The sequence below is a fragment of the Candidatus Chryseobacterium colombiense genome, from assembly GCA_029203185.1.
Lineage (GTDB): Bacteria > Bacteroidota > Bacteroidia > Flavobacteriales > Weeksellaceae > Chryseobacterium > Chryseobacterium colombiense.
Genome location: CP119310.1, coordinates 886199 through 911999 on the forward strand (window position 1 = coordinate 886199; position 25801 = coordinate 911999).

Here is a 25801-nt window from a genome sequence, read left to right on the forward strand (position 1 = left end):
ATGTAGAAGTAAAGAAAAATGATTGTCTGTCATTCTGACGAAGGAAGAATCTCGGATTAATATAGATCAGGCTTCATTTAACAGAAAGATTCTTCACTGCATTTCATTTTGTTCAGAATGACAGGCAACCAAAAATATTTAAATTAATTCAAAACCTCATTGATCTTAGGATATTCAGAGATTTTTCTGAAAACAAAGCGGTTACTTTTCTGCAGTTTCTCAATAAAAAGATCAAGTTCATTAATAGAGTCAGAATCTGTAAGATATTGGTCATGCGTAAGAAAAACGAGGTGTCTTGAAGTTTTTTCTAAATCATTAAAAAAAATACTGTCCACTTTTTTCAGCATAGCCTCATGACTGCCTTTCAGAGCCATTTTCTGACCAGGTTTCCATTCCAGATCCCAGCCAATTACTTTATAACCTGCTTCTTTAAGTTTATTAGCAGCTTCGGTAGAACTTTTAAGATCGGTCACGTTTGTATTAGTAAGCCTCCAGATATTCCTTCCCGGAGTTCTGGCAATTTTATCGTATAATTTCAAGCTGTCTTTTGCCGTATCAAAATCGTGGACAACAGCCAGCGGATTTTTGTAAAAATCGGTGTATTTATTATTGGCATGAGTAAAACTATGATTTGCCAGTTCTATCAAGGGATCCTTTTTCAAAAGCTCAAAGTCATTCATTTGTGTTTTGCTTCCATATACATGTTTTCCAACAATAAAAGCAGTTGCACAGACATTTCTCTTGTTAAGAATTTTGAGAAGATTTACTGTTCCGCGATTTGGTCCATCATCAAATGTAAGATAAATAACTCTTTTGTCCGAATCGACATTTTCATCATCAATTTTAGGAACTGTTTTTGCGACGGGATGTTCCTGAGAAATCAGTTTTTCTGATTCTTTCTTGTCGTTTTTACGGTTACAACCGTTGAATAAGATTGAAGTTGCACTCACCAATGCAAACATCCCAAGAAAAGTCTTGTTTCTAGACTTTTCCGCAAAAGTTTTTTTCATAAAATTAAGAGGAATTTAAATTGTTAAAAAAAAGTTAATTTTTCTAAATTATTCTTAACAAATTACATGCCGAATTTAATTGAATTCGGCTTTTTAAGGATATTTTAATAACTAAATTTTATTTCAGTAATTCCTTTAAATATAAAGAGTTATTAATCGCAGCTGTTCCCCATGTATTATTGAAAAAAATAAAGGTTTTCTTTTTCAGATTTATAATATTTTCAGCGAGATCTTTAAGGAATTCTGAAGTATATTCGGATTTGTAAAGAATAGGTTTCCCATGAAGCCTGTAGTACAAAATTTCAGAATGATTAATGATAACATCTTCAGGTAAATTTCCCGGGAAACTTACACCGGAAAAAATAATATTGTGATCTCCCAGAATTTTAAAAATCTCATCGTTCCACCATGATTCATGACGGAATTCAATGACGTTCAAGTAAGCAAAATTGATATTACGAAGGATAACATCAATATTTTCCTGCGAATTTTTGAAAGAAGGCGGGAATTGATAAAGAAAGCCGGAAAGCTTATCTTTAAGATGATCCTGAATATGAGCACAGAATTCGGTAATATGTTCTTTGCAGTCTTTCAGGCGCTTTTCGTGAGAAATTGTTTTCGGAATTTTAATAAAAAACTTAAAATCTTCAGGAGTTTCATCTCTCCATTTCAGAAGGGTTTTAGCTGTTGGATTCCTGTAAAAAGTTGAATTGATTTCTACACAATTGAATTTGTGAGAATATAAAGAAAGAAAGTCTTTACTTTTTGCATCTTCAGGATATAATGATCCTTTCCAGTCATTATTGTAAAATCCTGAACAACCAATATACAGACTTTCTTTTTTCATATTTACTTAATATCTAAATCGACTGAATTCAAACGTAGAGAATTTAAAATCACCGATAATGAGCTAAAACTCATTGCTGCCGCAGCAATCATAGGTGATAAAAGAATTCCAAAGAAAGGATACAATAATCCTGCCGCAATCGGAACGCCTAAAACATTATAAATAAAAGCAAAGAATAAGTTTTCCTTAATATTCTTTAAAAGCTTTTCACTGAGTAACTTTGCCTTGGCCACCCCTAAAATATCACCTTTTAATAAAGTAATTTCGGCACTTTCGATAGCAACATCGGTTCCTGTTCCCATCGCAATTCCAATATCAGCCTGAGCCAAAGCAGGGGAGTCATTGATTCCGTCACCCGTCATGGCTACGATTTTACCTTGCTGCTGAAGTTTTTTAACCTCATTTAATTTATCCTCCGGATGACAGTTGGCTTTGAAATGTTTGATTCCCAATTCTTCAGCAACCGCTTTTGCAGTATGTTCATTGTCTCCGGTCATCATGATGACATCTATACCTTCACTTAATAACAGCTGAACCGCTTTTTTAGAGCTTTCTTTTATTTTATCAGTAAAGCTAATGAATCCTAAAACCGTATTTCCCTGAGCGATATAAGAAATAGTATGTGCTTTTGACTGAACTTCAAACGCCTTTTGTTTTAAGTTTTCAGGAATTGATATCTGATGAGAGATTATCAGACTTTCGTTTCCTAAATAAACCGTTTCTCCGTTGATATTTCCTTTAACTCCTTTTCCTGAAATATTTTCAAAATCTGTTACTTTTTCAGGAGAAACATTTTGCTCTTTTGCTTTTTTGATTACCGCATTGGATAGAGGATGCTCAGAATTCTGATTTAAGGAATAGGCTAATTTCAGGATTGAATTTTTATCTTCATCAACCGTTTCAATATATTCTAAAGATGGCTTTCCTTCTGTTAAAGTTCCTGTTTTATCGGTAATTAAAACATTTACCTTATTCATTTGTTCAAGTGCTTCTGCATTTTTGATAAGAATTCCGTTTTTAGCCCCTTTTCCAATTCCAACCATTAAAGACATCGGTGTAGCCAAGCCCAATGCACAAGGACAGGCAACAATTAAAACAGCCACAGCATTCACAAAGGCAAACAAGCTTTTTTTTCCTTCCGGACCGAAAATTTGCCAAAGAATAAATGTTAAAACCGCAATCAAGATAACAGTAGGAACGAAAACTTTTGAAACTTTATCAGTAAGCTTTTGAATCGGAGCCTTACTTCTGCTGGCTTCATTCACCATTTTAATGATCTGAGCAAGTAAAGTTTCATCGCCCACTTTTTCAGCTTTCATAATGAACACCTGATTGCCGTTGATAGTTCCTGAAGAAACTTTATCATTAATGCTTTTTTCAACCGGAATAGGCTCTCCTGTAATCATACTTTCATCAACATAAGAGCTTCCTTCTGTTATTTTTCCGTCAACAGGAATTTTTTCTCCCGGTTTTACCTTTAATAAGTCTCCGATTTTTACCTGAGAAAGCAAAACTTTTTTTTCTTCTCCGTTTACGATAAGATTGGCTTCATCTGGCGAAAGATTCATCAGTTCACGGATGGCATTTCCCGTTTTTTTATGTGCAGCAGCTTCCATGAGCTGACCTAAGATCACCAATGTTAAAATCACACAGACCGCTTCAAAATACAATGGAATTTCATGATCATGACCACGGATTTCATGGGGGATCATATCCGGAAAGACCAAAGCAACAATACTGAAAATAAATGCTGCAGCAACTCCCAAAGCAATTAAGCTAAACATATTCAGATTCCAGGTTTTAAAAGAAACCCAGCCTCTTTTTATTAAAAACCACCCGGAATAAAATAGAACCGGAAGTGTTAAAATAAATTCAATAACGCCCTGAATCTGGTGAGAAAAAGGGAAATCAATGAACATTCTTCCCATCGAAAGTATAAAAACAGGGAGCGTGAAAGCCAGAGAAATAATGAATTTTCTTTTCAGAATGATGTATGTTTCATCCTCTTCACCTTCATTTGAATCAGGCATTCTTACTAAATCCATTCCACAAATAGGACAACTTCCCGGCTCATCACTTATAATTTCAGGATGCATCGGGCAGGTATATTTTGCCACTTTTTTCTCAGGATATTTTACCAGATCCATTCCACAAACCGGACAACCTACATTCCTGTCATACACCTTATCTCCTTCACAATACATTGGACAGTAATATTTGCCTGCCATTTCATCGGTAATTTTCGGAGCTTCATGGTGATGCCCGTGATCATGAGTATGGTGATGCGAATGAGTTCCCGCATTTTTCACCAAGTTCTCCGTAATTTCTTCCAAATGCATATGACAAACAGGACAATCGCCTTTCTCATTATAAATCTTATCTCCTTCGCAGAACATAGGACAATAATATTTTCCTATATTATCTTTGAAATTTTCAGGTAAATGGGCAGAAGAGTAGGTTGGCTTATGATTAGGATCTTTTGCCAGCTTTTCTTCAATAGGAACCAGATACATATTGCAAACCGGACATCTTTTCCCTTGCTGGAAATAGACTTTATCACCTTCGCATTCCATCGGGCAATAATAAACAGATGATGGAGATATTCTGTCCTGCGGTTTTACAAAATCTTTTTGAGAATTGTCAGGATCGTCCAGTTTATAGTTTCCGATTGCGTCCAGCGCTTTATTTAAAGTATTTAATTCAATATCTTTTTCGGAAGTGATGGTTGCTGTATTTGTTTCTAAATCAACATCAGCACTTATCCCTTCAATACTATTCAGCTTTTCAAAAATCTTTTTCTGACAGCCGGAACAAGTCATTCCGAGTATTTTATATTGTTTTTCCATAATCCTTTTAATTTACAGTACAAATTTCCAAAACGCAACATGAAGGTTGTTATAAATTTAAGGATAATGTTTATAGAATTTGGCAGGAAGGATTAGAGTTTTGATTATCAATGAATTTCAAAACTCTAATATATTTTATTTTCAGACAAGATCCAGAGGTTTTCGATTGTGGATCTTCAGTTTTTTAAATTCAGTAGGAGTGAAACCTGAACTGTTTCTGAATTGGGATGACAAATGCTGAACACTTTTATAACCAAGTTTTCCTGCAATTTCTGTCAGTGTAAATTCATTATATAAAAGTAATTCTTTCACCTTTTCAATCTTTTGAAGAATAAAAAACTGCTCTAATGTGACATTCTCATTTTGAGAAAAAGTCTTTGAAAGAGAACTGTAATCCTTATGAATTTTTGATGTTAAAAACTCTGAAAGAAGGAAGTTTTCATCAATATCAAGCTCGCTGATTTTTGTAATGATCAGAGCCTTAATTTTTTCAATAAGCTGATGAGCAGAATCTTTTATCCTTTCGAAACCTGTTTCCGAAAGATGTTTTTCAATGGACTGAAGATCTTCTTCGGAAACATCGGATTCTGTTTCCACTTCACCAAGATTGATAGATTTGATTTTTACTCGATTTTCATTAAAAATAGACTGAACGGCAGAAATACACCTTCCACAAACCATATTTTTTATGAAAATTTTCATTGCTGATCCTGATTGTTTAGCAATCTGTCTTTTACAAATTCAACTTTTGTTTTTCCATGTGGTGCAGGGTTTCCGTCCTGATCTAAGTTTACCATTACAATTCTGTCGACAGTAATGATGGTTTGATGGGTCATTTTATTTCGTACATCACATCTTAAGGTAAGCGAAGTTGATCCAAAATTTGAAACTTCAATCCCAATTTCAATAATATCACCTTGTTTTGCAGAGCTTACAAAGTTGATTTCTGATATGAATTTTGTAACTACTTTTTTATTTTCCAGCTGAATCACGGCATACAATGCTGCTTCTTCATCAATCCACTGTAATAATCGTCCTCCAAAAAGTGACTGATTAGGGTTCAAATCTTCGGGTTTTACCCATTTTCTCGTATGATAGTTCATATTTTTAATAATTTGCAGCACAAATTTAAGGTTAAAAAATTGTATTTACAGTTAATTAATATTTAGTTATTAAAAAACAATAATTTGTTTTCTCAATTACTAATAAAAGCCTGATAAATATTATTTTATAAGAATTAGATTTAACAAATTCAATATTAAGTGAGAATTAATTATAAAAAAGCTTTGATTTGTAATTTTTAATTGTAACTTGCAATCGTTTATATTTGGAATCAATATTTGTTCATTAATTTATGTTGTTTTTCTTTTATATGCCAAATTTTTATTAATTTTTTAATTTTATTTAAAATGAACATTTTTGTTTCAAACATCAATTACGCAACTAAAGAATATGAGTTGCATGACTTATTCGCTGAATTTGGCGATGTAACATCTGCTAAGATTGTAACAGACAGAGAAACTGGTCGTTCTAGAGGTTTCGGTTTCATCGAAATGGGTGACGAAGAAGGAGCTCAAGCTATTGAAGCTCTTAACCAGAAAGAACTTAACGGGAAAGTACTTAACGTATCTGAAGCTAAGCCGAGAGAAGAAAAACCAAGAAGAAGTTTCGATAACAACAGAGGTGGTGGTTATGGAAACAACCGTGGTGGAAACAACGGTGGTGGTTACGGTAACAACAGAGGAGGTAACGGCGGTGGAAACCGTTGGTAAAAAATATAAGCGGCTTTTCGGAGCCGCTTTTTTTATGTCTTTTATTTAAAGAATTAGTCTTTTTTCTTCTTCTTTTTCTTTTCTTTATTCTTTTTATCTTTTTTAGGATTCAATATTTCTTCGGCATATTCTAATTTAGGTTCTTTTATTTTCGCCGGCTTAAGTTCTATTTTCAGATCAAAATATCCTTTAAGATCATTTTGAGAGATCAGATTCTCATTAAATAAAAATTCCAAAACTTCCTTCCCTGAATTATTAAAGAAATTAAGGGAAAGCTCTCTTAACAAAAATTTTCTATATTCTTCCAGCGGTACAAGAACCGTATATTTAAAAATTCTTCCTTCTTTTTCCGTAGACAAATATCCTTTTTCAACCAGTATTTTAAGGTAAGTAGAAACTGTATTCTGATGGGGTTTCGGTTCAGAATGCTTTTCCATAATGTCTTTTAGATAAAAAGATTTCAGCTTCCAGAAGAGCTTCATTAAGTTTTCTTCTGCAGAAGTGAGATGATTTATTTTCATAGTAGAGTCTTAATGTTGAAATTGTATATTGCAATATAGGTAAATAAAAGATACCATAAAAGCGATAAGAGCTCCCATGAATACTTCTTTCGGACTATGTCTTTTTAAAATAATCCGGGTAATCCCTACTAAAGCCGCAATTCCGAGCCATATAAGTCCTGCAACTGGATTAATCGCAAAAAACAAAGCTGCAACAAATATATTGAATGCAGTATGCATAGAGCTTTTAATAAAAAAATTACTGATCTGCAGAGCGAAAAGAAGGATCAGAATAAATAGCATGACAAAATCAATGTATCCGTTTTTTATGTAATTGAAAACAATATAAGCAATAATACAAACGGCTATAAACACATATAAAGTCTTTCTCTGTACCCGGTTCGAAACATCCATATTGGTATACCTTCCTGTTTTTACATTCCAGACCAGCCAAACAATGACAGGAATCATAATAATCAACAGTATTGGTAAAAAGTAATATAAAGAATCTTTCAATGAGTAATTTCTTACACTCATGTATAGAAAGAATATAAATAAAGAAAGTAGGGGATTAAATAAATCTGAGATTATTTTTGATGCTTTAAGTATAAATGAAGGCTGTTTTTCTTCCATATTTCAGTTTGATAATGTAAATATAATATTATAACTAAAAAAACAATTGGTATGTATACAATAAAAACAAAGTTTTTTTTATAATTTTGCTCAACTATTTCATAATAAATAAGCAAGAGCTCAACACATGAAAGAATTTTCTAAAGAGGTATACCTGAAGTGGTATGAAGATATGACTATGTGGAGAAGGTTTGAAGACAAATGCCGTTCTCTTTATCTAAAACAAAAAATCAGAGGTTTTTTACATTTGTACAACGGTCAGGAAGCTATTCCTGCTGGTTTTACGCATGCAATGGATTTAACTAAAGATAGTATGATCACTGCTTACAGATGTCACATCCATCCAATGGCGATGGGAGTAGATCCTAAAAGAATCATGGCAGAACTTTGTGGTAAGGCTACAGGTACGTCAGGAGGTATGGGTGGATCTATGCACATTTTCAGTAAAGAACATAGATTTTACGGAGGTCATGGTATTGTAGGAGGTCAAATTCCTTTGGGAGCGGGTATTGCTTTCGCAGACCAATATTTTGACAGAAAAGCGGTAAACATTTGTTTCTTCGGAGACGGAGCAGCAAGACAGGGATCTTTGCATGAAACGTTTAACATGGCTATGAACTGGAAATTACCTGTAATTTTTGTTGTTGAAAACAATCAATATGCAATGGGTACTTCTGTTAAAAGAACAGCCAACCACGAAGATATCTATAAATTAGGATTAGGCTACGAAATGCCTTGTCTTGCTGTAGATGCAATGGATCCTGAAAAAGTGGCTGAAGCTGCTTACGAGGCTATCGAAAGAGCAAGAAGAGGAGACGGACCTACTTTCATCGAAGCGAGAACGTACCGTTTCAGAGGTCACTCAATGTCTGATGCTGAACCATACAGATCTAAAGAAGAAGTAGCGATTCACAAAAATGATGATCCCATCGAGTTGATCAAACAAAGAATTTTATCAAACGGATGGGCTACAGAAGAAGAATTGGAAGCTATGGATAACAAATCCAGAGATTTCGTTGAAGAGTGTGTAGAATTTATGGAAAATTCCCCATATCCGGATGCAGAAAAAGTTTATGAGTACGTATACGCTCAGGAAAATTATCCATTCTTAGATAAATTAGAAAACTAAAATTAATAATTAATTTGACATTTGAAATTTGAGTTTCCCTAATCTCAAATCTCAAATCTCGAATCTCGAATATCAAATCAATATATATTATGGCAGAAGTGATTACAATGCCACGTCTTTCTGATACAATGACGGAAGGAAAAGTGGCTAAATGGCATAAAAAAGTAGGAGATAAAGTAAAAGAAGGAGATATTTTAGCCGAAATTGAAACAGACAAAGCGGTTCAGGATTTCGAATCTGAAATAGAAGGAACTCTTTTATACATAGGTGTAGAAGAAGGTAATGCAGCAGCTGTAGATTCTGTTTTAGCAATTATTGGTAATGAAGGAGAGGATATTTCAGGATTAACAGGCGGAGCAGCTGCTCCTGCTGCAACTTCTGAAGAGAAAAAAGAAGAGCCTAAAACAGAAACACCTGCAGCTCCGGAACAAGCATCAGCTGAAGTTCCTGCAGGAGTGGAAGTGATTACAATGCCTAGACTTTCTGATACAATGACGGAAGGTAAGGTAGCTAAATGGCACAAAAATATTGGAGATACAGTAAAAGAAGGAGATCTTCTTGCTGAGATCGAAACAGATAAGGCAGTTCAGGATTTTGAATCTGAATTCAATGGAGTATTATTGAAGCAAGGAGTAGAAGAAGGAGGTGCTGCACCGGTTGATAGTGTTTTAGCTATTATTGGTCCTGCTGGAACAGATGTTTCAGGAGTGGGTGCTGCAAAACCTGCGGCTTCATCATCAGAAAAACCAGCTGAACAAAAAACAGAAACTAAAGCAGAGGAAAAAGCTGCTGCTCCAGTTGTAAGTTCTTCGTCTACAGACAGAGTTGCCATTTCCCCATTAGCGAAAAAAATGGCCCAGGATAAAGGTGTTGATATCAATAGTGTACAAGGTTCTGGTGAAAACGGAAGAATCGTTAAAAAAGATATTGAAAATTATCAGCCATCTGCGAAACCAGCAGCTTCAGCTCCGACAGCAAGTCCTGCGGCGCAAGTTGCATTAAGCTTTGTACAGGGTGAAGATACAGAAACTCCGAATTCACAGGTGAGAAACATTATCGCAAAACGTCTTTCTGAAAGTAAGTTCTCTGCTCCTCACTACTATCTAATGGTAGAAATCAACATGGATAAAGCGATTGAAGCTAGAAAAGAGATCAATTCTTTGCCGGATACTAAAATTTCATTCAACGATATGATCATTAAGGCAACTGCTGTTGCTTTAAGAAAGCACCCGCAGGTAAATTCAAGCTGGGCAGGTGATAAGATCATTCACAGAGGAAATATTAATGTTGGTGTAGCGGTTGCAATTCCTGACGGATTGGTGGTTCCTGTACTTAAAAATACAGATCAGATGAACTATACTCAAATTTCTGCTGCTGTGAAAGATATGGCTTCAAGAGCGAAATCTAAAGGTCTTAAAGCAAATGAAATGGAAGGATCTACATTCTCAATTTCAAACTTGGGTATGTTCGGAATTGAAACCTTTACAAGTATCATCAACCAGCCAAACTCTGCTATCCTTTCAGTAGGAGCTATCATTGAGAAACCAATTGTGAAAAATGGACAGATCGTGGTTGGAAACATCATGAAGCTTTCATTAGCTTGTGACCACAGAGTGGTAGACGGTGCCACGGGTGCTCAGTTCTTACAGACATTAAAAACGTATTTAGAAAGTCCATTAACTTTGTTACTGTAATTTTCTAAAGTTTTAAATATAAAAAAACGCTTCTCGATTTGAGGAGCGTTTTTTATAATATCATAAGCTTGATAAGGATGCTTCGGCTTCGCTCAGCATGACACATAAAATTATCCAGAGTAATCATATTATTCTTGTTAAGAGAATCACTGTCATGCTGAGCGAAGCCGAAGCATCTCAAAGACACTTAATTTAATGGTGTCATTATTAATTTATCATAGTATAATTCGCTTTAAAATTATCTCATATCTCAAATCAATTTACTATTTTTGAATCATGATTAAAGCAAGAAATATCCATAAATCATATGGAAATTTAGAAGTATTGAAAGGCGTTGATATCCATATAAAAGTAGGAGAAGTTGTGTCTATTGTTGGAGAATCGGGAGCCGGAAAATCTACCCTTTTACAGATTTTAGGAACTTTAGATCTTCCTACCAATTCGAAAAACTTTGATACTGAAATAACCATTGCAGGAGAATCTTTCATTAATATGAATGATAAACAGCTTTCTAAATTCAGAAACCAAAATATTGGCTTTGTTTTTCAGTTTCATCAATTACTTCCTGAATTTACAGCTTTAGAAAATGTATTACTTCCAACAAAAATTGCGGGCGCCAATGAAAAAGAAGCAATTGAAAAAGCTTATGCCTTATTTGAAGACTTAAAAATAGAGCAGAGATTGCATCATAAGCCTAATCAATTATCCGGAGGTGAAGCACAGAGAGTTGCTGTAGCCAGGGCTTTAATCAATTCTCCGAAAATTATTTTTGCAGATGAACCTACAGGAAATTTAGATTCAAAAAATGCAGATGATCTTCACCGTCTTTTTTTCGATTTAAGAGATAAATATAACCAGACTTTCGTGATTGTAACCCACAACCCTGGTCTTGCCGAAATTACCGATCGAAAACTAGTGATGAAAGACGGAATGATTATCGAATAAACTTTCCAGCAAATGATGAAACCCTTTATTTTTTTATTTTTTCTTATTATTTCCTGTTCAAAGTTTGAATCTCAGGCTAATCATACTGTTGATTACTTGCCAAAATCAAGGGTTCTGGAAATTAAGAACTATATTAAAGGTAAAGATTACAACCGGGATTTAGCTGTTTTTATCAATTTTAAAATTCATTCAGGAAAGTACAGGTATTTCGTTTATGATCTGAAGAGTGACAAGATATTACAAAAAGCCATTGTAGCTCATGGTGACGGTTCTGTTGTTAAAAATTCAAATACTTTACAGTTCAGTAATCTTGATGGTTCACATCAATCGTCTTTAGGAAAATACGAAATAAAGGAAAGTTATATTGGAAAATTTGGTAAAGCTTACCGACTGGACGGATTGGATAAAACCAATAGTAATGCAAGATCAAGGTCTATTGTTCTTCATTCCTACTACTGCATTCCGGATCATGAATCTACGAATCCTGCCTGTTTAAGCTTTGGGTGTCCGATGCTTTCAAAGAATGCACTGGATAAAACTACCAAATATATAGATATGTCAGAGCAACCTATTATTTTATACGCTTTTTATTAAATTTATAATTTATTTATAATTCTCAAAATGTCTATTAAATTTCTTGCTGAAGACGACAGACCGCGTGAAAAGTTCTTATCAAAAGGTAAGAGCTCCCTCTCTGATTCAGAATTATTAGCCATTATTATGGGAAGTGGAAATAAAAATGAAACAGCCATAGAGCTTGCCAGAAAAATTTTAGCATCAGTCAATAATAACTGGCATCAGCTGAGTTTACTCTCATTAAAAGATTTAATGAAGTTTAAAGGAATCGGAGAAGTTAAAGCCATTTCTATTATAACCGCTTTGGAAATCGGAAGGCGAAGAGCCGATCAGCAGCTTCCGGAAAAACGTATAATTTCTAGCAGTAACGATGCTTATCTTATTTTGAAAAATCATTTATCAGACCTAAGGACTGAAGAATTTTGGGCTATATTTCTCAATCAGAGCAATAAAGTTATTCATCTTACACAGCTGACACAAGGCGGAATAAACCAGTCTATTGTAGATATAAGGGTTTTGTTCAGAACAGCTCTTGATCATTATTCCACTGGAATTATCATTGCCCATAACCATCCTTCAGGTAATTTAAAACCCAGTATAGACGATCTTGATATTACGCAAAAAATAAAAGAAGCCGGAAATATGCTAAGTATTCAATTACTAGATCATTTAATTATTACACAGAGTTCATACTTAAGTTTTTCAGACGAAGGATTATTATGATTAAGAAATTAAAGTATGAAAATATTGACTTTGATAAATATACTCAATGTTTAGAGAATTCTCAACAGAAAAATTGGTACGCAAAAAAAGAAGTTCTTGATGAGCTCTCCGGAAATTGGGAAATCTTAGTCTATAGGGATTATGAAGCTGTGCTGCCTATTCCATTAATTAAAAAATTTGGAATAAAATTCGTAATCACGCCACTTTTTTGTCAGCAACTAGGAGTTTTCTCATCAAGTGACAATTCGGAGATCAATGATCAGTTTTTAAAAGCTCTAAAAAAAAATTATAAAATATTTTATTATTCTTTTAATCAGCATAACTCATTTTCTTCGAGTGCTGAAAAAAGAAAAAATTATATAATTCCCATTTCAGATTACGAAATTTTAAGAAGAAAGAAATATTTTAAAGGAAGGAAGTCAACAGTTAAATGTGCACAGCATCTTATTTATAAAGAAATAGAATTAAACACAAAGCATATTTCATTCATCGAAAATAATTTTAAAGGGCTTACAAAGGAAAATGATATTAAAAAGTTTAAAGATTATCTCAATTTTCTTGATCGTAATAATTCGCTGAAGCTCTTTGCGGCTTATCTGGATCAACAATTAATAAATATTGCCATTTTAGTTTCGGAAAAAACGGAATTTTCATTATTGGCTTTGATTAATGATGAAGCTTATAAAAAGGAAGACGGGGCTTCTTTTTTAATAGATAAAATTCTTAGTCATTATATTCATAAGAAAAGCTTCAATTTTATGGGAAGCAATATTCCTGGAATCGAACGCTTCTTTAAAAGCTTTGGTGCAGAGCTTCACGACTACAATTTTATTCAGAATAAAATATTAAAGAAAATTTATAAAATATAATCTTTAGTTATCCTACACAATCATGTGTTTTTAATCATAAATTCAGAAAATATTAGTAATTTTGCTACCTCAAATTATGACAAATTTTTCAGGATATCTGCCGTATGCATTTGCATTAATTATTGCAATCCCTTTCTTGGTTTTACTAAGACAGTTTGTATTTACTTATATCAGACTTAAAGAACAGGAAATCAAATTACTTTCCGTAAAATCAAATTCTGAAAATAAGACTCAGGCTTATGAAAGAATGACCTTGTTTTTGGAGAGAATAAAACCTTCAAACCTGATTCAAAGATTTGACAAAGACTTGGCGAGTCACGAGTTTATTTTCCTTACAGAAAAGACAATCAACGAAGAGTTTGAATATAATTCTTCTCAACAATTATATATTACGAAAAATTCATGGCAAAATATTGTTGATTCTAAAAATGCAGTAATAGATTTGCTTCATAAAACATATGGTGGATTAAATGGAAATAGCAATCTTGAAGAATTCAAGACCATTTTCATTATGAATTATATGGAGAGTGAAGACTATATCTCAATAACCATTGAAGATCTGAGAAGAGAAATTCTAATAATAGCTTAACTAAAAAAATAAAATTTTAAATAAAATGATTCCAAATTTTAAAGCACATCCATGGCATGGGATTTCTGCGGGAGAAGATGCGCCAAATGTTGTAAATGTTTTCGTGGAGATCGTTCCTTCAGATACTATTAAATATGAAGTAGATAAAGAAACAGGATTTTTAAAGGTTGACAGGCCTCAGAAATTCTCAAATATTATTCCTGCATTGTATGGTTTTGTTCCCAGGACTTACTGTGATCAGGCGGTAATGAACTTAGCAATCGAAAGAGGAGCAAATGATGTTACCATGGGAGACCATGACCCTCTTGATATCTGTGTTTTAAGCTCTCATAATATTCACTCAGGAGGTTTATTGATGGAGGCTATTCCAATCGGTGGATTCAAAATGATTGATGGAGGAGAAGCGGATGATAAAATCGTTGCTGTAATGATTGGAGACCACGCTTTCGGTCACTACAGAGATATTTCTGAATTGCCTGAAGCTGAAGTGAAAAGATTAATGCACTATTTCTTAACGTATAAAAACTTACCGGATGAGCCTGCAAAATGTAGAATCCAGGAAGTTTACGGTGCAGATCATGCGAAAAAAGTAATCAAAGCATCTCAGGATGACTATGCTAATAAATATGGAGGATAATATTCTCTTTATTTGATTATAAATTAAAGGATAAATGAAAATTCATTTATCCTTTTTTATTGAAGTTTTGTAAGATACTATAGTATTATTTTTATCCGGCTTCATTATTTTCTTAAAATCCATAGGAATTATTTATTATATTTAATTTTCTATTACCAAAAAAATATTAAACTATGGACTTATTTGTGTTAGTACCAATTTTTGGTGTCATTGCTTTGCTGTATACCTTTATTCAAAGCAATTGGGTAAGTAAACAGGATGCCGGAAATGACAAAATGAAAGTTATCAGTGGACATATCGCTGACGGTGCGATGGCTTTTCTAAAAGCCGAGTACAAAATTTTAACTTATTTCGTAGTAATTGTAGCTATTCTTTTAGCGGTGATGGGAATGAGCAATGCCAATTCACACTGGAGCATTGGGATTGCTTTTGTTGTAGGAGCAATATTTTCAGCTTCGGCCGGTTTTATAGGCATGAAAATCGCGACCAAAGCCAACGTAAGAACCGCAGAAGCAGCAAGAACCTCACTTTCAAAAGCACTTAAAGTTTCGTTTACGGGAGGTTCCGTAATGGGAATGGGCGTTGCCGGATTGGCTGTTTTAGGATTGGGTTCTCTATTTTTAATCATTAAACAGATTTTTGCAGCAGATGCACCTGTAGATTCCCATGAAATGGAAAGAACCATCGAGATCTTGACAGGGTTTTCCTTAGGTGCAGAATCCATTGCACTATTTGCAAGAGTAGGAGGTGGAATTTATACAAAAGCTGCAGATGTGGGAGCTGATTTAGTAGGAAAAGTAGAAGCCGGAATTCCGGAAGATGACCCAAGGAATCCGGCAACGATTGCAGATAATGTAGGAGATAATGTGGGAGACGTTGCAGGGATGGGCGCAGATTTATTTGGTTCTTATGTCGCTACAGTCTTAGCAACTATGGTTTTAGGAAGAGAAACTGTTTCCGAGGATTCTTTTGGTGGTTTTGCACCGATTCTTCTTCCTATGCTGATTGCAGGAACCGGAATTATTTTTTCTATTATAGGGACTTTATTTGTGAGAATTAATGACAATGAAGGCTCATCAACTTCAAGCGTACAAAACGCGCTGAATTTAGGAAACTGGGGAAGTATAGTTATTACCGCTATAGCATCCTATTTTCTGGTCACTTATATCTTACCGGAGAAAATGCTTCTTAGAGGCCAGGAATTCACTAAAATGGGTGTTTTTGGAGCAATTATGGTAGGATTAGTGGTAGGAACATTGATGAGTATCATTACAGAATATTATACCGCCATGGGAAAAAGACCAGTTTCAAGCATTGTAAGACAATCTTCAACAGGTCACGCCACCAATATTATCGGTGGACTTTCAGTGGGTATGGAATCTACATTTCTTCCGATTCTTGTTTTAGCAGGTGGAATTTATGGCTCTTATCTATGTGCAGGATTATACGGTGTCGCTATTGCGGCGGCAGGTATGATGGCTACTACAGCAATGCAATTGGCGATCGATGCTTTTGGTCCTATTGCAGACAACGCAGGAGGAATTGCTGAAATGAGTGAATTACCAAAAGAAGTCCGTGAAAAAACAGATATTTTAGATGCTGTCGGAAACACAACTGCAGCAACAGGAAAAGGATTTGCAATCGCTTCAGCAGCATTGACTTCTTTAGCTCTGTTTGCGGCTTTTGTGGGAATTGCAGGCATTGATGGCATAGATATTTACAGAGCCGATGTTCTGGCTGGATTATTTATCGGGGGGATGATTCCTTTTATATTTTCTTCTTTAGCTATTACCGCAGTTGGACAGGCTGCAATGGCAATGGTGGAAGAAGTCCGAAGACAGTTTCGTGAAATTCCGGGGATTCTGGAAGGAAAGGCACAACCTGAATATGAAAAGTGTGTTGCTATTTCTACCGACGCTTCCATCAGAAAAATGATGCTTCCAGGAGCAATTGCCATTATTTCACCGTTATTAATAGGATTTATTTTCGGACCTGAAGTATTGGGCGGATTTTTGGCAGGAGCAACTGTAAGCGGCGTTTTAATGGGAATGTTCCAGAATAATGCAGGAGGAGCTTGGGATAATGCAAAAAAATCTTTTGAAAAAGGTGTAGATATTAATGGACAGACGTACTACAAAGGATCAGAGCCTCATAAAGCTTCGGTAACGGGAGATACTGTAGGAGATCCTTTCAAAGATACTTCTGGGCCTTCAATGAATATCCTTATTAAATTGATGTCAATCGTTTCGCTGGTCATTGCTCCAACTTTGGCAACTTTACATAAAGATAAGATTGAGGCTAACCGAAAAGCAAAAATTGAAGCTTTAACAGGTATTGCTGGCCTTAGTTCTTCAATAGATACTCATAATGCTGCAGTTTCATTAGCTCCAAAAGAAGTAAAAGGATACATCAACGAAAATGGTGATTTTGTTTATGATACAGGGAGTATTAAAGAAGTCGAATTAAAAGGAGGAAAGAAAATTTCGATAGGGGAAGGAAGTCAACTCTATCAGTTGTATAATTCTGTGAAACAAAAAGATCAGAAAGTTTTAGACCCAAATAATTGGTACACCATCGAAAACCTTTATTTTGAAACAGGTTCAAGTGATTTAAGAGCAGGTTCAGAAGCTCAGTTGTTGAATTTGGTTGAAATTATGACGGCTTATCCGGATTTGAAAATAAAACTTGGAGGATATACAGATAATTCAGGAAATGAGGAAAGCAACCAAAAACTATCCAATCTAAGAGCTCAAACTGCAAAACTGAAATTACTGGAATTGGGAATTGCTGCAGATAGGGTAGAAGCGGAAGGATATGGTTCACAGCATCCTGTTTGTGCAGCCAATGATACTGATGAATGTATGGCTAAAAACCGAAGAATTGATGTGAGAGTTCTCTCTTTCTAATTAAAACGATAATAAATTAAAAAGCACTGCAATCGCAGTGCTTTTTATATAGAATCTTAAGAATATTCTTTAAAGATTTTTTTGCAAATGTTCCAAAGCATCAATAATTAAATCATCTTTTTTGGCAAAGCTAAACCTTATATAATCTGAATTTGTTTTAGAATTGTAAAATGCTGAAACCGGAAGACAGGATACTTTTTTCTCCACAGTCAGCCATTTGGAGAATTCTACGTCTGTCATTGTTTTGGAAACATTTCTGAAGTTAACGATCTGAAAAAAACTTCCCTGTGCCTTTTGCTCAACCTGCAAAGGAGTATATTGGATAAGTTCATTAAAAATATTCCTTTTATTTTCCATTGCTTTCCGGTTTTCTTCAGGATCAAATACCTGGAGATATCTGGCAATAGCATATTGGGCAGGAGCATTCGTACTAAAAGAAATGTATTGCTGATAGCTTCTGAAATTTTTCAATAAATCTTCTGCCGCAAGCAAATAACTGACTTTCCATCCTGTTGCATGAAACATTTTTCCGAAAGAAAATATACAAAAAGTCCTTTTTCTCAAGTCTGGATGAAGAAAAGAACTGTAATGTTCAATATTGTCATAGCAATAAATATCATAGATTTCTTCTGAAATCAGGTAAATTTCCTGGTCTTTGATTAACTCATACAATTGATTCCAATCATTTTGATTCCAAATCTTTCCGGTGGGATTTTGAGGAGAATTTACGATAATCGCTTTAGTTTTTTCAGAAATACAGCTTTTAAGTTTCTCCCAGTTAATGGTAAAATCACATTCTAGATCATAATAGACAGGACTCCCCCCATTAAGAACAATTGAAGGAGCATAGGTGTAATAAGAGGGCTGTATCACGATAACTTCATCTCCCTGATTAAGAATAGATTTTAAAGAAGTATATAAAGCAAAAGTTGAACAGGGAACAATATTCACTTCCTCTTTTTTTATGAAGATAGTATTCTTTCTTTTAGCATTAAACTTAATAATATTATCGATCAGCACATCATTTCCGGCAAGAGATTCATAGCTGTGGCTAATATGATCTGCTGATTCTTTCAGGTAATATCGTAATCTGCTGTCTATTTCGAAATCAGGCAGACCTAGAGACAGATCGAAGCTTCCATGCTTTCTGGAAAGCTCAGACATCTCCGTAAAAAAAGAATAATGATTAAATCCGTAAATTTCTACCATTCATTTTGCATTTAAATCAAATATAATAAATTTTAGATTTCAGTAAAGAATAAATATATTTTGCTATTTTTAAGAAAATTATTTTACATGAAAAAGGTAATCATTCCTGTATTAGCCGCTGTTGTACTTACAAGCTGCGGAGCTTCTAAAACTTCTATGGAAACTTCCGGTTCATCTATTGTTTCTCCTACTATATACAATAAAGCGTTTCAGTCTGCTTATAAAGAAATTAAAGCAGAAGATTTAAAGAAAAACTTATATGTAATCGCTTCCGATGAAATGGAAGGTCGAGATACCGGAAGTCCCGGACAAAAAAGAGCAGGTGAATACATGATTAATTATTATAAAAGTTTAGGAATTTCTTATCCAAAAGCTTTAGGATCTTACTATCAGAAAGTTCCGGCTGATTTTATGAAGCAGAGAGGAGGCGGAAATCTCCCTGATTCTGAAAATATACTGGCTTTTATTGAAGGAAGTGAAAGGCCTGAAGAAATTGTTGTGATTTCCGGACACTATGATCATGTGGGAACAAGAAACGGAGTTGTTTATAATGGCGCGGATGACGACGGAAGCGGAACTGTAGCCGTAATGGAAATTGCAAAGGCTTTTCAGAGTGCTAAAAAAGCTGGAAAAGGCCCTAAAAGATCAGTCTTATTTCTTCATGTGACCGGAGAAGAACACGGTTTGTTCGGGTCAGAGTATTATACCGATAATCCGGTATTTCCTCTTGCAAATACTGTGGTAGATTTAAATATTGATATGATCGGGCGCGATGATCCTGAAAACAGAGGAAAACAATACGTGTATGTAATCGGTTCGGATATGTTAAGCTCTCAGTTAAAAGTAATTAATGAAGCAGCTAATAAAACAACAAATAATCTGGAACTCAATTATAAATATGATGATCCTAATGATCCTCAAAGGTTATATTACAGATCCGACCATTATAATTTTGCCAAAAACAATATTCCTGTAGCATTTTTCTTTGATGGAATTCATGAAGATTATCACAAACCAACGGATGATGTTGAAAAAATAGATTACAATTTATTAGCTAAAAGAACACAGTTGGTGTTTGCAACAGCCTGGGAATTGGCTAACAGAAAGGAAAGAATTGTAGTAGATAAAAAATAATCTGCAGTCAGAAAAAACGAGGACAAATTTGTAAATAATACAGTTTGTCCTTTTTATTTTAAAGTAATACTATCAATTATGAAACAGCAAATTAAATCTATCCGCCCGTTTATAGGATCAGAAAATTTTGAGATCAGCCGTAATTTTTACAGAGATCTAGGATTTAAAGAAATTATTTTAGAGCCTAAATTATCCCTGTTCAAATGGAATGAAATTGGATTTTATCTACAAGACGCCTATGTAAAAGACTGGATCGATAATACCATGATTTTTGTTGAAGTAGAAGACGTTGATGTGTTTTGGAAGAATCTGCAGGAATTGAACCTTGATAAATATAATGGAGTAAGATTAACTCCGGTCAGAATGATGACATGGGGAAAAGAATGTTTTGTTCATGATCCTTCCGGTATTTTATGGCATTTCGGAGAATTTTTTGATCAATAACATATAAAAAAGATATGATCGGATATAAAATTTTGTAATCCTGACAAATGTCAGAATGTTTTTATTTTTATTAATTCTAAATAAATATAAATTTGCATCAACAAAAATATCAAAACACATATCTAATCATATCCATATCAATTTTTGTTTTTTTAACCGGCAGATTTATTGTCGGTTTTTTAATTCTGATAAAGAGATTTCCTGTATTCAATGCCCCATTTAGCAATTTCATCAATAATAGGCTCAATAGTTCTGCCGTATTCGGTAACTTCATATTCTACCGTTACAGGTTTTGTATCCAGTACAGTACGCTTGATGAGATGATTGATCTCCATATCCTGAAGTTCTTTTGAAAGCATTTTGGCGGCAATACCGTCAATTTCTCTCAACAAATCCATAAAACGCATACTTCCTCCCTGCAGTAAAGTGCCCAGAATATGAAACTTCCATTTGCCGGATAGAATCTCCATAGCATCCTTAATAGCGTTCATTCTGTTTTTGCAGACTAATGTTGTATTTAAATTGGCTACTTTTTTCATTCCTTAGTTATTTAAACCTTCTTTAAAATTTGAAGTTGTAAATGTATAAAAAAATAATCAGGTAGTTTCCTAGAGGAAACTAGTTTCCAAAAGGAAATTTATTGTGAAAATGTAATGATTAAATCTTAGCTTTGCATACAATAGTAAATATGTATAAAATCTTATCATAACTAAAAGAATGATAAACTACAAAATACTAACATTCTTGTACCTAACTATAACTTTGGGCAGTTGCAAGGGACAGAACGATAAAAGTAAAAAAATGGAAAACAAAACTACTAACCCATTATTATGTGATCCTGCAACAGGGATTTGTGAGACACCAGGAGAAAAGACGGACAATGGGTATGTCAAAACCAATGAAAAACCAGTGAAAGTTATTTATTTTACCGATCCCATTTGCTCTTCTTGCTGGGGAATCGAACCTCAATTGAGAAAGTTAAAATTAGAATACGGAAACAGTGTAGAAATAGAATACAGAATGGGAGGTCTTCTTCCGGACTGGAGCTACAACAGTGGAGGAATCAGTAAACCTTCAGATGTTGCTCACCACTGGGATGAGGTAAGCGGATATTATGATATGCCAATTGATGGAGATGTTTGGTTAAAAGATCCGCTAGACTCTTCTTATCCTCCTTCTATTGCATTTAAAGCAGCTCAGCTTCAGGATAAATCTAAAGCGTTGGATTTTATGAGAGAGCTTCGTGAAATGGTATTTTTAAAGAAAAAAAATATCGCAAAATGGGAACATATTGCTGCTGCGGCTGAAAAAGTTGGATTGGATACCCATAAGCTAAAAGCAGATTTTGAAGGAAAAGCAAAAGACCTTTTCCAGGAAGATCTGAAACTGGCAAGAGAAATGGGCGTTCGTGGTTTTCCTACGATGTTCTTTACCAATGGAGGTGGGAACAGAGAAACAGTGTATGGTTCAAAACCATACGCATTCTACGAAACTGCTATCTTAAAAATAAATTCAGATACAAAAAAATCTGAATATTCTAAAAACTGGGAAAGTTTATTCGCGAAATATCCTTCTCTTACAGCAAAAGAATTTTCAGAATTATCAGGAACACCAAGAGTGGAGAGCGAGAGACTTTTAAATGACCTCGCCGCTAAAGGAACTCTTGAAAAACTTACGACTAAAAACGGTTCAATCTGGACTTTAAAATCGTAATTAATCACAATCATATTTAGCAAATTTTACCGGAGATTCTTATGGATCTTCGGTATTTTTTATGATTATTACATTCCCGGCCAATAGAGCACATTGAATGCGTGCCCGTCCGGATCGGAAAATCCAAATGTATATCCTTCTTCTATTGCATAAGGCGTCGTAGAAATTATACCACCAGCTTTTTCAACTTTTTTTACCCATTCCTCAACTTCTTCTTTACTTCCTGCAGAAAGACTGAAAATGATTTCATTTCCGGTTTTCAGATCCGAAAACTTCATTTTAGTATTGCTTTCAAGAATATCCTTCAGGAAAAAATTAATAATAAAATTATTTTCTCCAAACGAAAAACTTATCAACTGATCAGACTTTACAGAATTATTTGATGTAAAGCCCAGTTCTTCATAAAACTTTGTTGTTCTTTCAAGATCTGAAATAGGCAGGTTTGCCCATATTTGCTTTGTTTTCATATGATTTATATTTAGGTGTCAGAATATCATAACAGAATGAAACTTTCAGACCAATTTCATTTTGGCTACATCAATATCCGTTTTGGCAACTTTAATCTATTCATAAGTACGGAATTTTGTCATGTAATTTTTAAACAATAAAAAAATGAAAACAATTTTCATAACAGGAGCCTCAACAGGACTAGGAAAAACAACAGCAAAATTATTTCAAAGTAGAGGGTGGAACGTGATTGCAACGATGAGAAATCCGGAAGCTGAAACAGAATTGAATCAATTGGAAAACATTACACTTCTTCCACTGGATGTTACCAATTTAGAACAAATTCAGACAACCGTAAAAAAAGCGTTAGAATACAGTGATATTGATTTGGTCTTCAATAATGCAGGATATGGATTAATCGGACCTTTAGAAGCTTTACATGATGATCAGATCCTGAAACAATTAAATACTAATTTATTAGGGGTTATCCGTGTTACCAAAGAATTCATTCCTTATTTCAGAGAAAGAAAAAGCGGAATGTTCATTACAACCACATCCATCGGTGGATTAATTGCTTTTCCGTTAAGTTCAACGTATCATGCTACAAAATGGGCTTTGGAAGGATGGAGTGAAAGTTTGGCTTACGAATTAAATACATTAGGGATTGATATAAAAACGGTTTCTCCGGGAGGAATTAAAACCGATTTCATCAGCCGTTCGCTAGATATGGGGACACAACCGGAATATCAAACCATGATAGATACGATGTTCTCAAATACAGAAGATATGATGGAGGCTGCCTCTGAACCTGAACTTATTGCAGATGTAGTATATGAAGCAGCAACAGACGGAAAAAAACAGCTGAGATACGTTGCAGGGGAAGACGCCAAAGCTTTATATGCGCAACGTCTGGAAATAGGAGCTGAAGCATTCAGAGAACAGCTCGGCAAGAAGTTTATTTAATTTTTTACAGTTTGAGTATATCATTTGAAAAGCCGATATACTCAACTTAATTCTTTTTAATACCTTTAATTATGGAAAAGAAAGATAGTTCTCCTTTAAAAATCTCATCAATTTCAGAACTTCATCAGATTTTGAAAGTTCCGAAACCTCTTCACCCGCTTATCAGTTTAGTGGATAACAGAAATATGAGCACGAATAAAGATTTTCTTTACCGAAGTTTTACATTAGGATTTTATAAGATTTCCTACAAGTTTTCTGAAAACGGTAAAATGGGATATGGACAGGGCTATTATGATTTTAATGAAGGCGGAATGATGTTTACGGCTCCCAATCAGATCCTGACAACAGATGAGAATGCCGAATATTATGGCTACACCTTATTTATTCATCCGGATTTTTTAAGGAATTACCCTATAGCAAAGAATATTAAGAAATATGGTTTCTTTTCCTACGATACCAATGAAGCTCTGCATTTGTCTGAAAAAGAAAAGGCTTTAATTGTCGGAATACTCGATAATATCAATGAAGAACTGAATACAGCTATTGACGAAATAAGTCAGGACGTTATTATTTCTTATCTGGAAGTTCTATTGAATTACAGCAACCGTTTTTATAAAAGACAGTTCATTACCCGAAAAGTAGTAAATCATGATCTGCTCTCTAAAATGGAAGATGTTCTGGAAAGTTATTTCAATAATCAGGAAACATTAACAAAAGGCCTTCCTACAGTAGAATTTCTTGCTTCAGAGTTAAATCTATCCACCCATTATTTAAGTGATATGCTTAGAAATCTGACGGGGCAAAATACTCAGCAACATATTCATGAAAAGCTGATCGAGAAAGCCAAGGAATATCTTACTACAACCAATTTTTCAGTTTCTGAAGTAGCTTATCAATTAGGATTTGAACATTCCCAGTCTTTCAATAAGCTGTTTAAAAAGAAAATGAATATAACGACCTTTGAGTTATAAACAGTCATTCAACTAGTTATAAAAGAATCCGTTCTTTAGGAACGGATTCAGTAGATAAATACATCTCATTTTTTTAATTAGACAACAATAAAAAAGCACAGCCGACAATGCTGTGCTTAAATTTTTATAAATTTAATTGCAATTTCAAAACTGAAAAAAGCAAAATATGTTTCCACTTTAGTAGTATTACATAGTAAATGTAGTGATAATTTTAATACAAAACATTAATTTAATGTTAAAATTAACAAGTTACTAACAATTTATTGTGGATAAGCACTCATACTTTTCACCCCGAACTTTTTACATAACAAAGGTAAATTTTAAGTTTAAATTTTTATATCTTTATTCGATCAAAATCTCTTTATAAATAATATCCCAAATTTCAGAACAGTTTTACGGTCTGAAAATCTAAAGGTTCAAATTCATTGAACCCTTAAATCTTTTATTTTACTGCAAAAACAAAAAGATTACCTTATTGGTTTTCTTAGTTTTTGTAAATCCAATCCTTTAAAGAGAATACTATGAAAAAAGATACAATCGCTCTAATCGGCGGAACAGGAAAATCGGGAAAATATCTTGTTCAACAACTTTTAAAAAATAATTATCACCTTAAACTATTATTAAGAAATCCAGAGAATTTTACACTTCAAAGCCATTTGACAGAAGTTGTAAAAGGGGACGCGAGAGATTACGACGCTATTCAGAAGTTAATTAAAGATTGTGAACTCGTCATCAGTACTTTGGGACAACCTGCAGGGGAAGAATCAATCTTCAGTGATGCCACGAAAAACATTATTAAAGCAATGAATTTTCACGGAATTAAAAGATACATCGTCACCACAGGACTGAACGTCGATACACCTTTTGACAATAAAAATGAAAAGGTGAAAATGGCCACCGATTGGATGTATCAACATTATCCAAAAACAACTGCAGACAAACAGAAAGAATATGAACTTCTCGTAGCAAGCAATCTAAACTGGACGTTGGTAAGACTTCCTTTAATCAATTTAACAGATGAAAGTTTAAGGACAGAAACATCTCTGGAAGACTGTAAAGGAGAAAATATCTCGGCAACAGATTTAGGAAAATTTTTAGTTTCTCAGATTGATGATGAGACTTTTATTAAGCAAAGTCCATTTTTATATAATGTTTAACTTAATCATTAAGATTTTTAATGATTAAGTCAACTTTATATTTCGCTTGAAATTAGAATGTTCTCCTCTTAATTGATCTTAATATCT

The 25801-nt window shown here is 34.1% G+C and carries 25 protein-coding genes and 1 pseudogene; 16 read left to right on the plus strand and 10 right to left on the minus strand.

Annotated features, from left to right (window positions below; all coding sequences use genetic code 11):
* Nucleotides 1–143 precede the first annotated feature (143 nt).
* From P0Y62_03750 to P0Y62_03770, 5 genes are all read right to left on the minus strand, one after another.
* Nucleotides 144–1010, minus strand: coding sequence for a polysaccharide deacetylase family protein (locus tag P0Y62_03750; protein WEK70673.1), 867 nt, complete (start codon nucleotides 1008–1010; stop codon nucleotides 144–146).
* 118 nt (nucleotides 1011–1128) lie between these two features.
* The gene (locus tag P0Y62_03755; protein WEK70674.1) at nucleotides 1129–1857 is read right to left on the minus strand and encodes a DUF72 domain-containing protein; all 729 of its coding nucleotides are present in this window, start codon (nucleotides 1855–1857) and stop codon (nucleotides 1129–1131) included.
* A 2-nt stretch (nucleotides 1858–1859) separates the two neighbouring features.
* A complete protein-coding gene (locus P0Y62_03760; protein ID WEK70675.1) occupies nucleotides 1860–4703 on the minus strand; it encodes a heavy metal translocating P-type ATPase in 2844 nt (947 codons plus the stop codon).
* 141 nt (nucleotides 4704–4844) lie between these two features.
* On the minus strand, nucleotides 4845–5405 hold the full coding sequence (locus tag P0Y62_03765; protein WEK70676.1) for an AraC family transcriptional regulator: 561 nt from the start codon (nucleotides 5403–5405) through the stop codon (nucleotides 4845–4847).
* Complete coding sequence (locus P0Y62_03770; protein ID WEK70677.1) at nucleotides 5402–5806, minus strand: hotdog domain-containing protein; 405 nt, start codon at nucleotides 5804–5806, stop codon at nucleotides 5402–5404. The genes P0Y62_03765 and P0Y62_03770 overlap by 4 nt, the downstream gene beginning before the upstream one ends.
* 306 nt (nucleotides 5807–6112) lie before the next feature.
* On the opposite strand from P0Y62_03770, the gene P0Y62_03775 reads away from it, so the two are divergent.
* Nucleotides 6113–6475 carry an RNA-binding protein gene (locus P0Y62_03775; GenBank protein ID WEK70678.1) on the plus strand — a complete coding sequence of 121 codons (363 nt, stop codon included), beginning with the start codon at nucleotides 6113–6115 and terminating at the stop codon, nucleotides 6473–6475.
* 53 nt (nucleotides 6476–6528) lie between these two features.
* Here P0Y62_03775 and P0Y62_03780 read toward each other — a convergent pair whose 3' ends face one another.
* Together P0Y62_03780 and P0Y62_03785 are read right to left on the minus strand one after the other, a co-directional pair.
* The gene (locus P0Y62_03780; protein WEK70679.1) at nucleotides 6529–6996 is read right to left on the minus strand and encodes a BlaI/MecI/CopY family transcriptional regulator; all 468 of its coding nucleotides are present in this window, start codon (nucleotides 6994–6996) and stop codon (nucleotides 6529–6531) included.
* A gap of 9 nt (nucleotides 6997–7005) precedes the next feature.
* Nucleotides 7006–7608, minus strand: coding sequence for a phosphatase PAP2 family protein (locus P0Y62_03785; protein ID WEK70680.1), 603 nt, complete (start codon nucleotides 7606–7608; stop codon nucleotides 7006–7008).
* A 127-nt stretch (nucleotides 7609–7735) separates the two neighbouring features.
* On the opposite strand from P0Y62_03785, the gene pdhA reads away from it, so the two are divergent.
* The 9 genes from pdhA to P0Y62_03830 all read left to right on the plus strand — a co-directional run bounded on the left by pdhA (nucleotide 7736) and on the right by P0Y62_03830 (nucleotide 17676).
* Nucleotides 7736–8737: a pyruvate dehydrogenase (acetyl-transferring) E1 component subunit alpha gene (pdhA, locus tag P0Y62_03790; GenBank protein WEK70681.1), complete on the plus strand. Its 1002-nt coding sequence runs from the start codon at nucleotides 7736–7738 to the stop codon at nucleotides 8735–8737.
* A gap of 89 nt (nucleotides 8738–8826) precedes the next feature.
* Nucleotides 8827–10431, plus strand: a complete 1605-nt coding sequence (locus P0Y62_03795; protein WEK70682.1) for a 2-oxo acid dehydrogenase subunit E2 — start codon at nucleotides 8827–8829, stop codon at nucleotides 10429–10431.
* A gap of 276 nt (nucleotides 10432–10707) precedes the next feature.
* Nucleotides 10708–11376 carry an ABC transporter ATP-binding protein gene (locus tag P0Y62_03800; protein ID WEK70683.1) on the plus strand — a complete coding sequence of 223 codons (669 nt, stop codon included), beginning with the start codon at nucleotides 10708–10710 and terminating at the stop codon, nucleotides 11374–11376.
* 12 nt (nucleotides 11377–11388) lie between these two features.
* Nucleotides 11389–11970, plus strand: a complete 582-nt coding sequence (locus P0Y62_03805; protein WEK70684.1) for a murein L,D-transpeptidase catalytic domain family protein — start codon at nucleotides 11389–11391, stop codon at nucleotides 11968–11970.
* Nucleotides 11971–11997: 27 nt separating this feature from the next.
* Complete coding sequence (radC, locus tag P0Y62_03810) at nucleotides 11998–12675, plus strand: DNA repair protein RadC (protein WEK70685.1); 678 nt, start codon at nucleotides 11998–12000, stop codon at nucleotides 12673–12675.
* Nucleotides 12672–13544: a hypothetical protein gene (locus P0Y62_03815; GenBank protein WEK70686.1), complete on the plus strand. Its 873-nt coding sequence runs from the start codon at nucleotides 12672–12674 to the stop codon at nucleotides 13542–13544. The genes radC and P0Y62_03815 overlap by 4 nt, the downstream gene beginning before the upstream one ends.
* Nucleotides 13545–13620: 76 nt before the next feature.
* Nucleotides 13621–14133: a hypothetical protein gene (locus P0Y62_03820; GenBank protein WEK70687.1), complete on the plus strand. Its 513-nt coding sequence runs from the start codon at nucleotides 13621–13623 to the stop codon at nucleotides 14131–14133.
* A gap of 25 nt (nucleotides 14134–14158) precedes the next feature.
* Nucleotides 14159–14770 carry an inorganic pyrophosphatase gene (locus P0Y62_03825; GenBank protein WEK70688.1) on the plus strand — a complete coding sequence of 204 codons (612 nt, stop codon included), beginning with the start codon at nucleotides 14159–14161 and terminating at the stop codon, nucleotides 14768–14770.
* A gap of 173 nt (nucleotides 14771–14943) precedes the next feature.
* Complete coding sequence (locus P0Y62_03830; GenBank protein ID WEK70689.1) at nucleotides 14944–17676, plus strand: sodium-translocating pyrophosphatase; 2733 nt, start codon at nucleotides 14944–14946, stop codon at nucleotides 17674–17676.
* 69 nt (nucleotides 17677–17745) lie between these two features.
* On the opposite strand, the gene P0Y62_03835 is transcribed toward P0Y62_03830, so the two are convergent.
* A complete protein-coding gene (locus P0Y62_03835; GenBank protein WEK70690.1) occupies nucleotides 17746–18885 on the minus strand; it encodes an aminotransferase class I/II-fold pyridoxal phosphate-dependent enzyme in 1140 nt (379 codons plus the stop codon).
* A gap of 87 nt (nucleotides 18886–18972) precedes the next feature.
* Here P0Y62_03835 and P0Y62_03840 point away from each other — a divergent pair, with 87 nt between their 5' ends.
* On the plus strand, nucleotides 18973–20019 hold the full coding sequence (locus tag P0Y62_03840; protein WEK70691.1) for a M28 family metallopeptidase: 1047 nt from the start codon (nucleotides 18973–18975) through the stop codon (nucleotides 20017–20019).
* A gap of 78 nt (nucleotides 20020–20097) precedes the next feature.
* Nucleotides 20098–20463 (plus strand): glyoxalase, encoded by a 366-nt coding sequence (locus P0Y62_03845; GenBank protein WEK70692.1) that lies wholly within the window; start codon nucleotides 20098–20100, stop codon nucleotides 20461–20463.
* A 179-nt stretch (nucleotides 20464–20642) separates the two neighbouring features.
* Here the strand turns inward: P0Y62_03845 and P0Y62_03850 are convergent, their stop codons facing one another.
* Nucleotides 20643–21002: a helix-turn-helix domain-containing protein gene (locus tag P0Y62_03850; protein WEK70693.1), complete on the minus strand. Its 360-nt coding sequence runs from the start codon at nucleotides 21000–21002 to the stop codon at nucleotides 20643–20645.
* Nucleotides 21003–21264: 262 nt separating this feature from the next.
* On the opposite strand from P0Y62_03850, the gene P0Y62_03855 reads away from it, so the two are divergent.
* Nucleotides 21265–22176 (plus strand): ClpXP adapter SpxH family protein, encoded by a 912-nt coding sequence (locus tag P0Y62_03855; protein ID WEK70694.1) that lies wholly within the window; start codon nucleotides 21265–21267, stop codon nucleotides 22174–22176.
* Between the two features lie 68 nt (nucleotides 22177–22244).
* On the opposite strand, the gene P0Y62_03860 is transcribed toward P0Y62_03855, so the two are convergent.
* Nucleotides 22245–22643 carry a VOC family protein gene (locus tag P0Y62_03860; protein WEK70695.1) on the minus strand — a complete coding sequence of 133 codons (399 nt, stop codon included), beginning with the start codon at nucleotides 22641–22643 and terminating at the stop codon, nucleotides 22245–22247.
* Between the two features lie 145 nt (nucleotides 22644–22788).
* Here P0Y62_03860 and P0Y62_03865 point away from each other — a divergent pair, with 145 nt between their 5' ends.
* From P0Y62_03865 to P0Y62_03875, 3 genes and pseudogenes are all read left to right on the plus strand, one after another.
* Nucleotides 22789–23586, plus strand: a complete 798-nt coding sequence (locus P0Y62_03865) for an SDR family oxidoreductase (GenBank protein WEK70696.1) — start codon at nucleotides 22789–22791, stop codon at nucleotides 23584–23586.
* A 71-nt stretch (nucleotides 23587–23657) separates the two neighbouring features.
* A pseudogene (locus P0Y62_03870) lies at nucleotides 23658–24573 on the plus strand (helix-turn-helix transcriptional regulator).
* A gap of 505 nt (nucleotides 24574–25078) precedes the next feature.
* Complete coding sequence (locus P0Y62_03875) at nucleotides 25079–25714, plus strand: NAD(P)H-binding protein (GenBank protein WEK70697.1); 636 nt, start codon at nucleotides 25079–25081, stop codon at nucleotides 25712–25714.
* Nucleotides 25715–25801 lie beyond the last annotated feature (87 nt).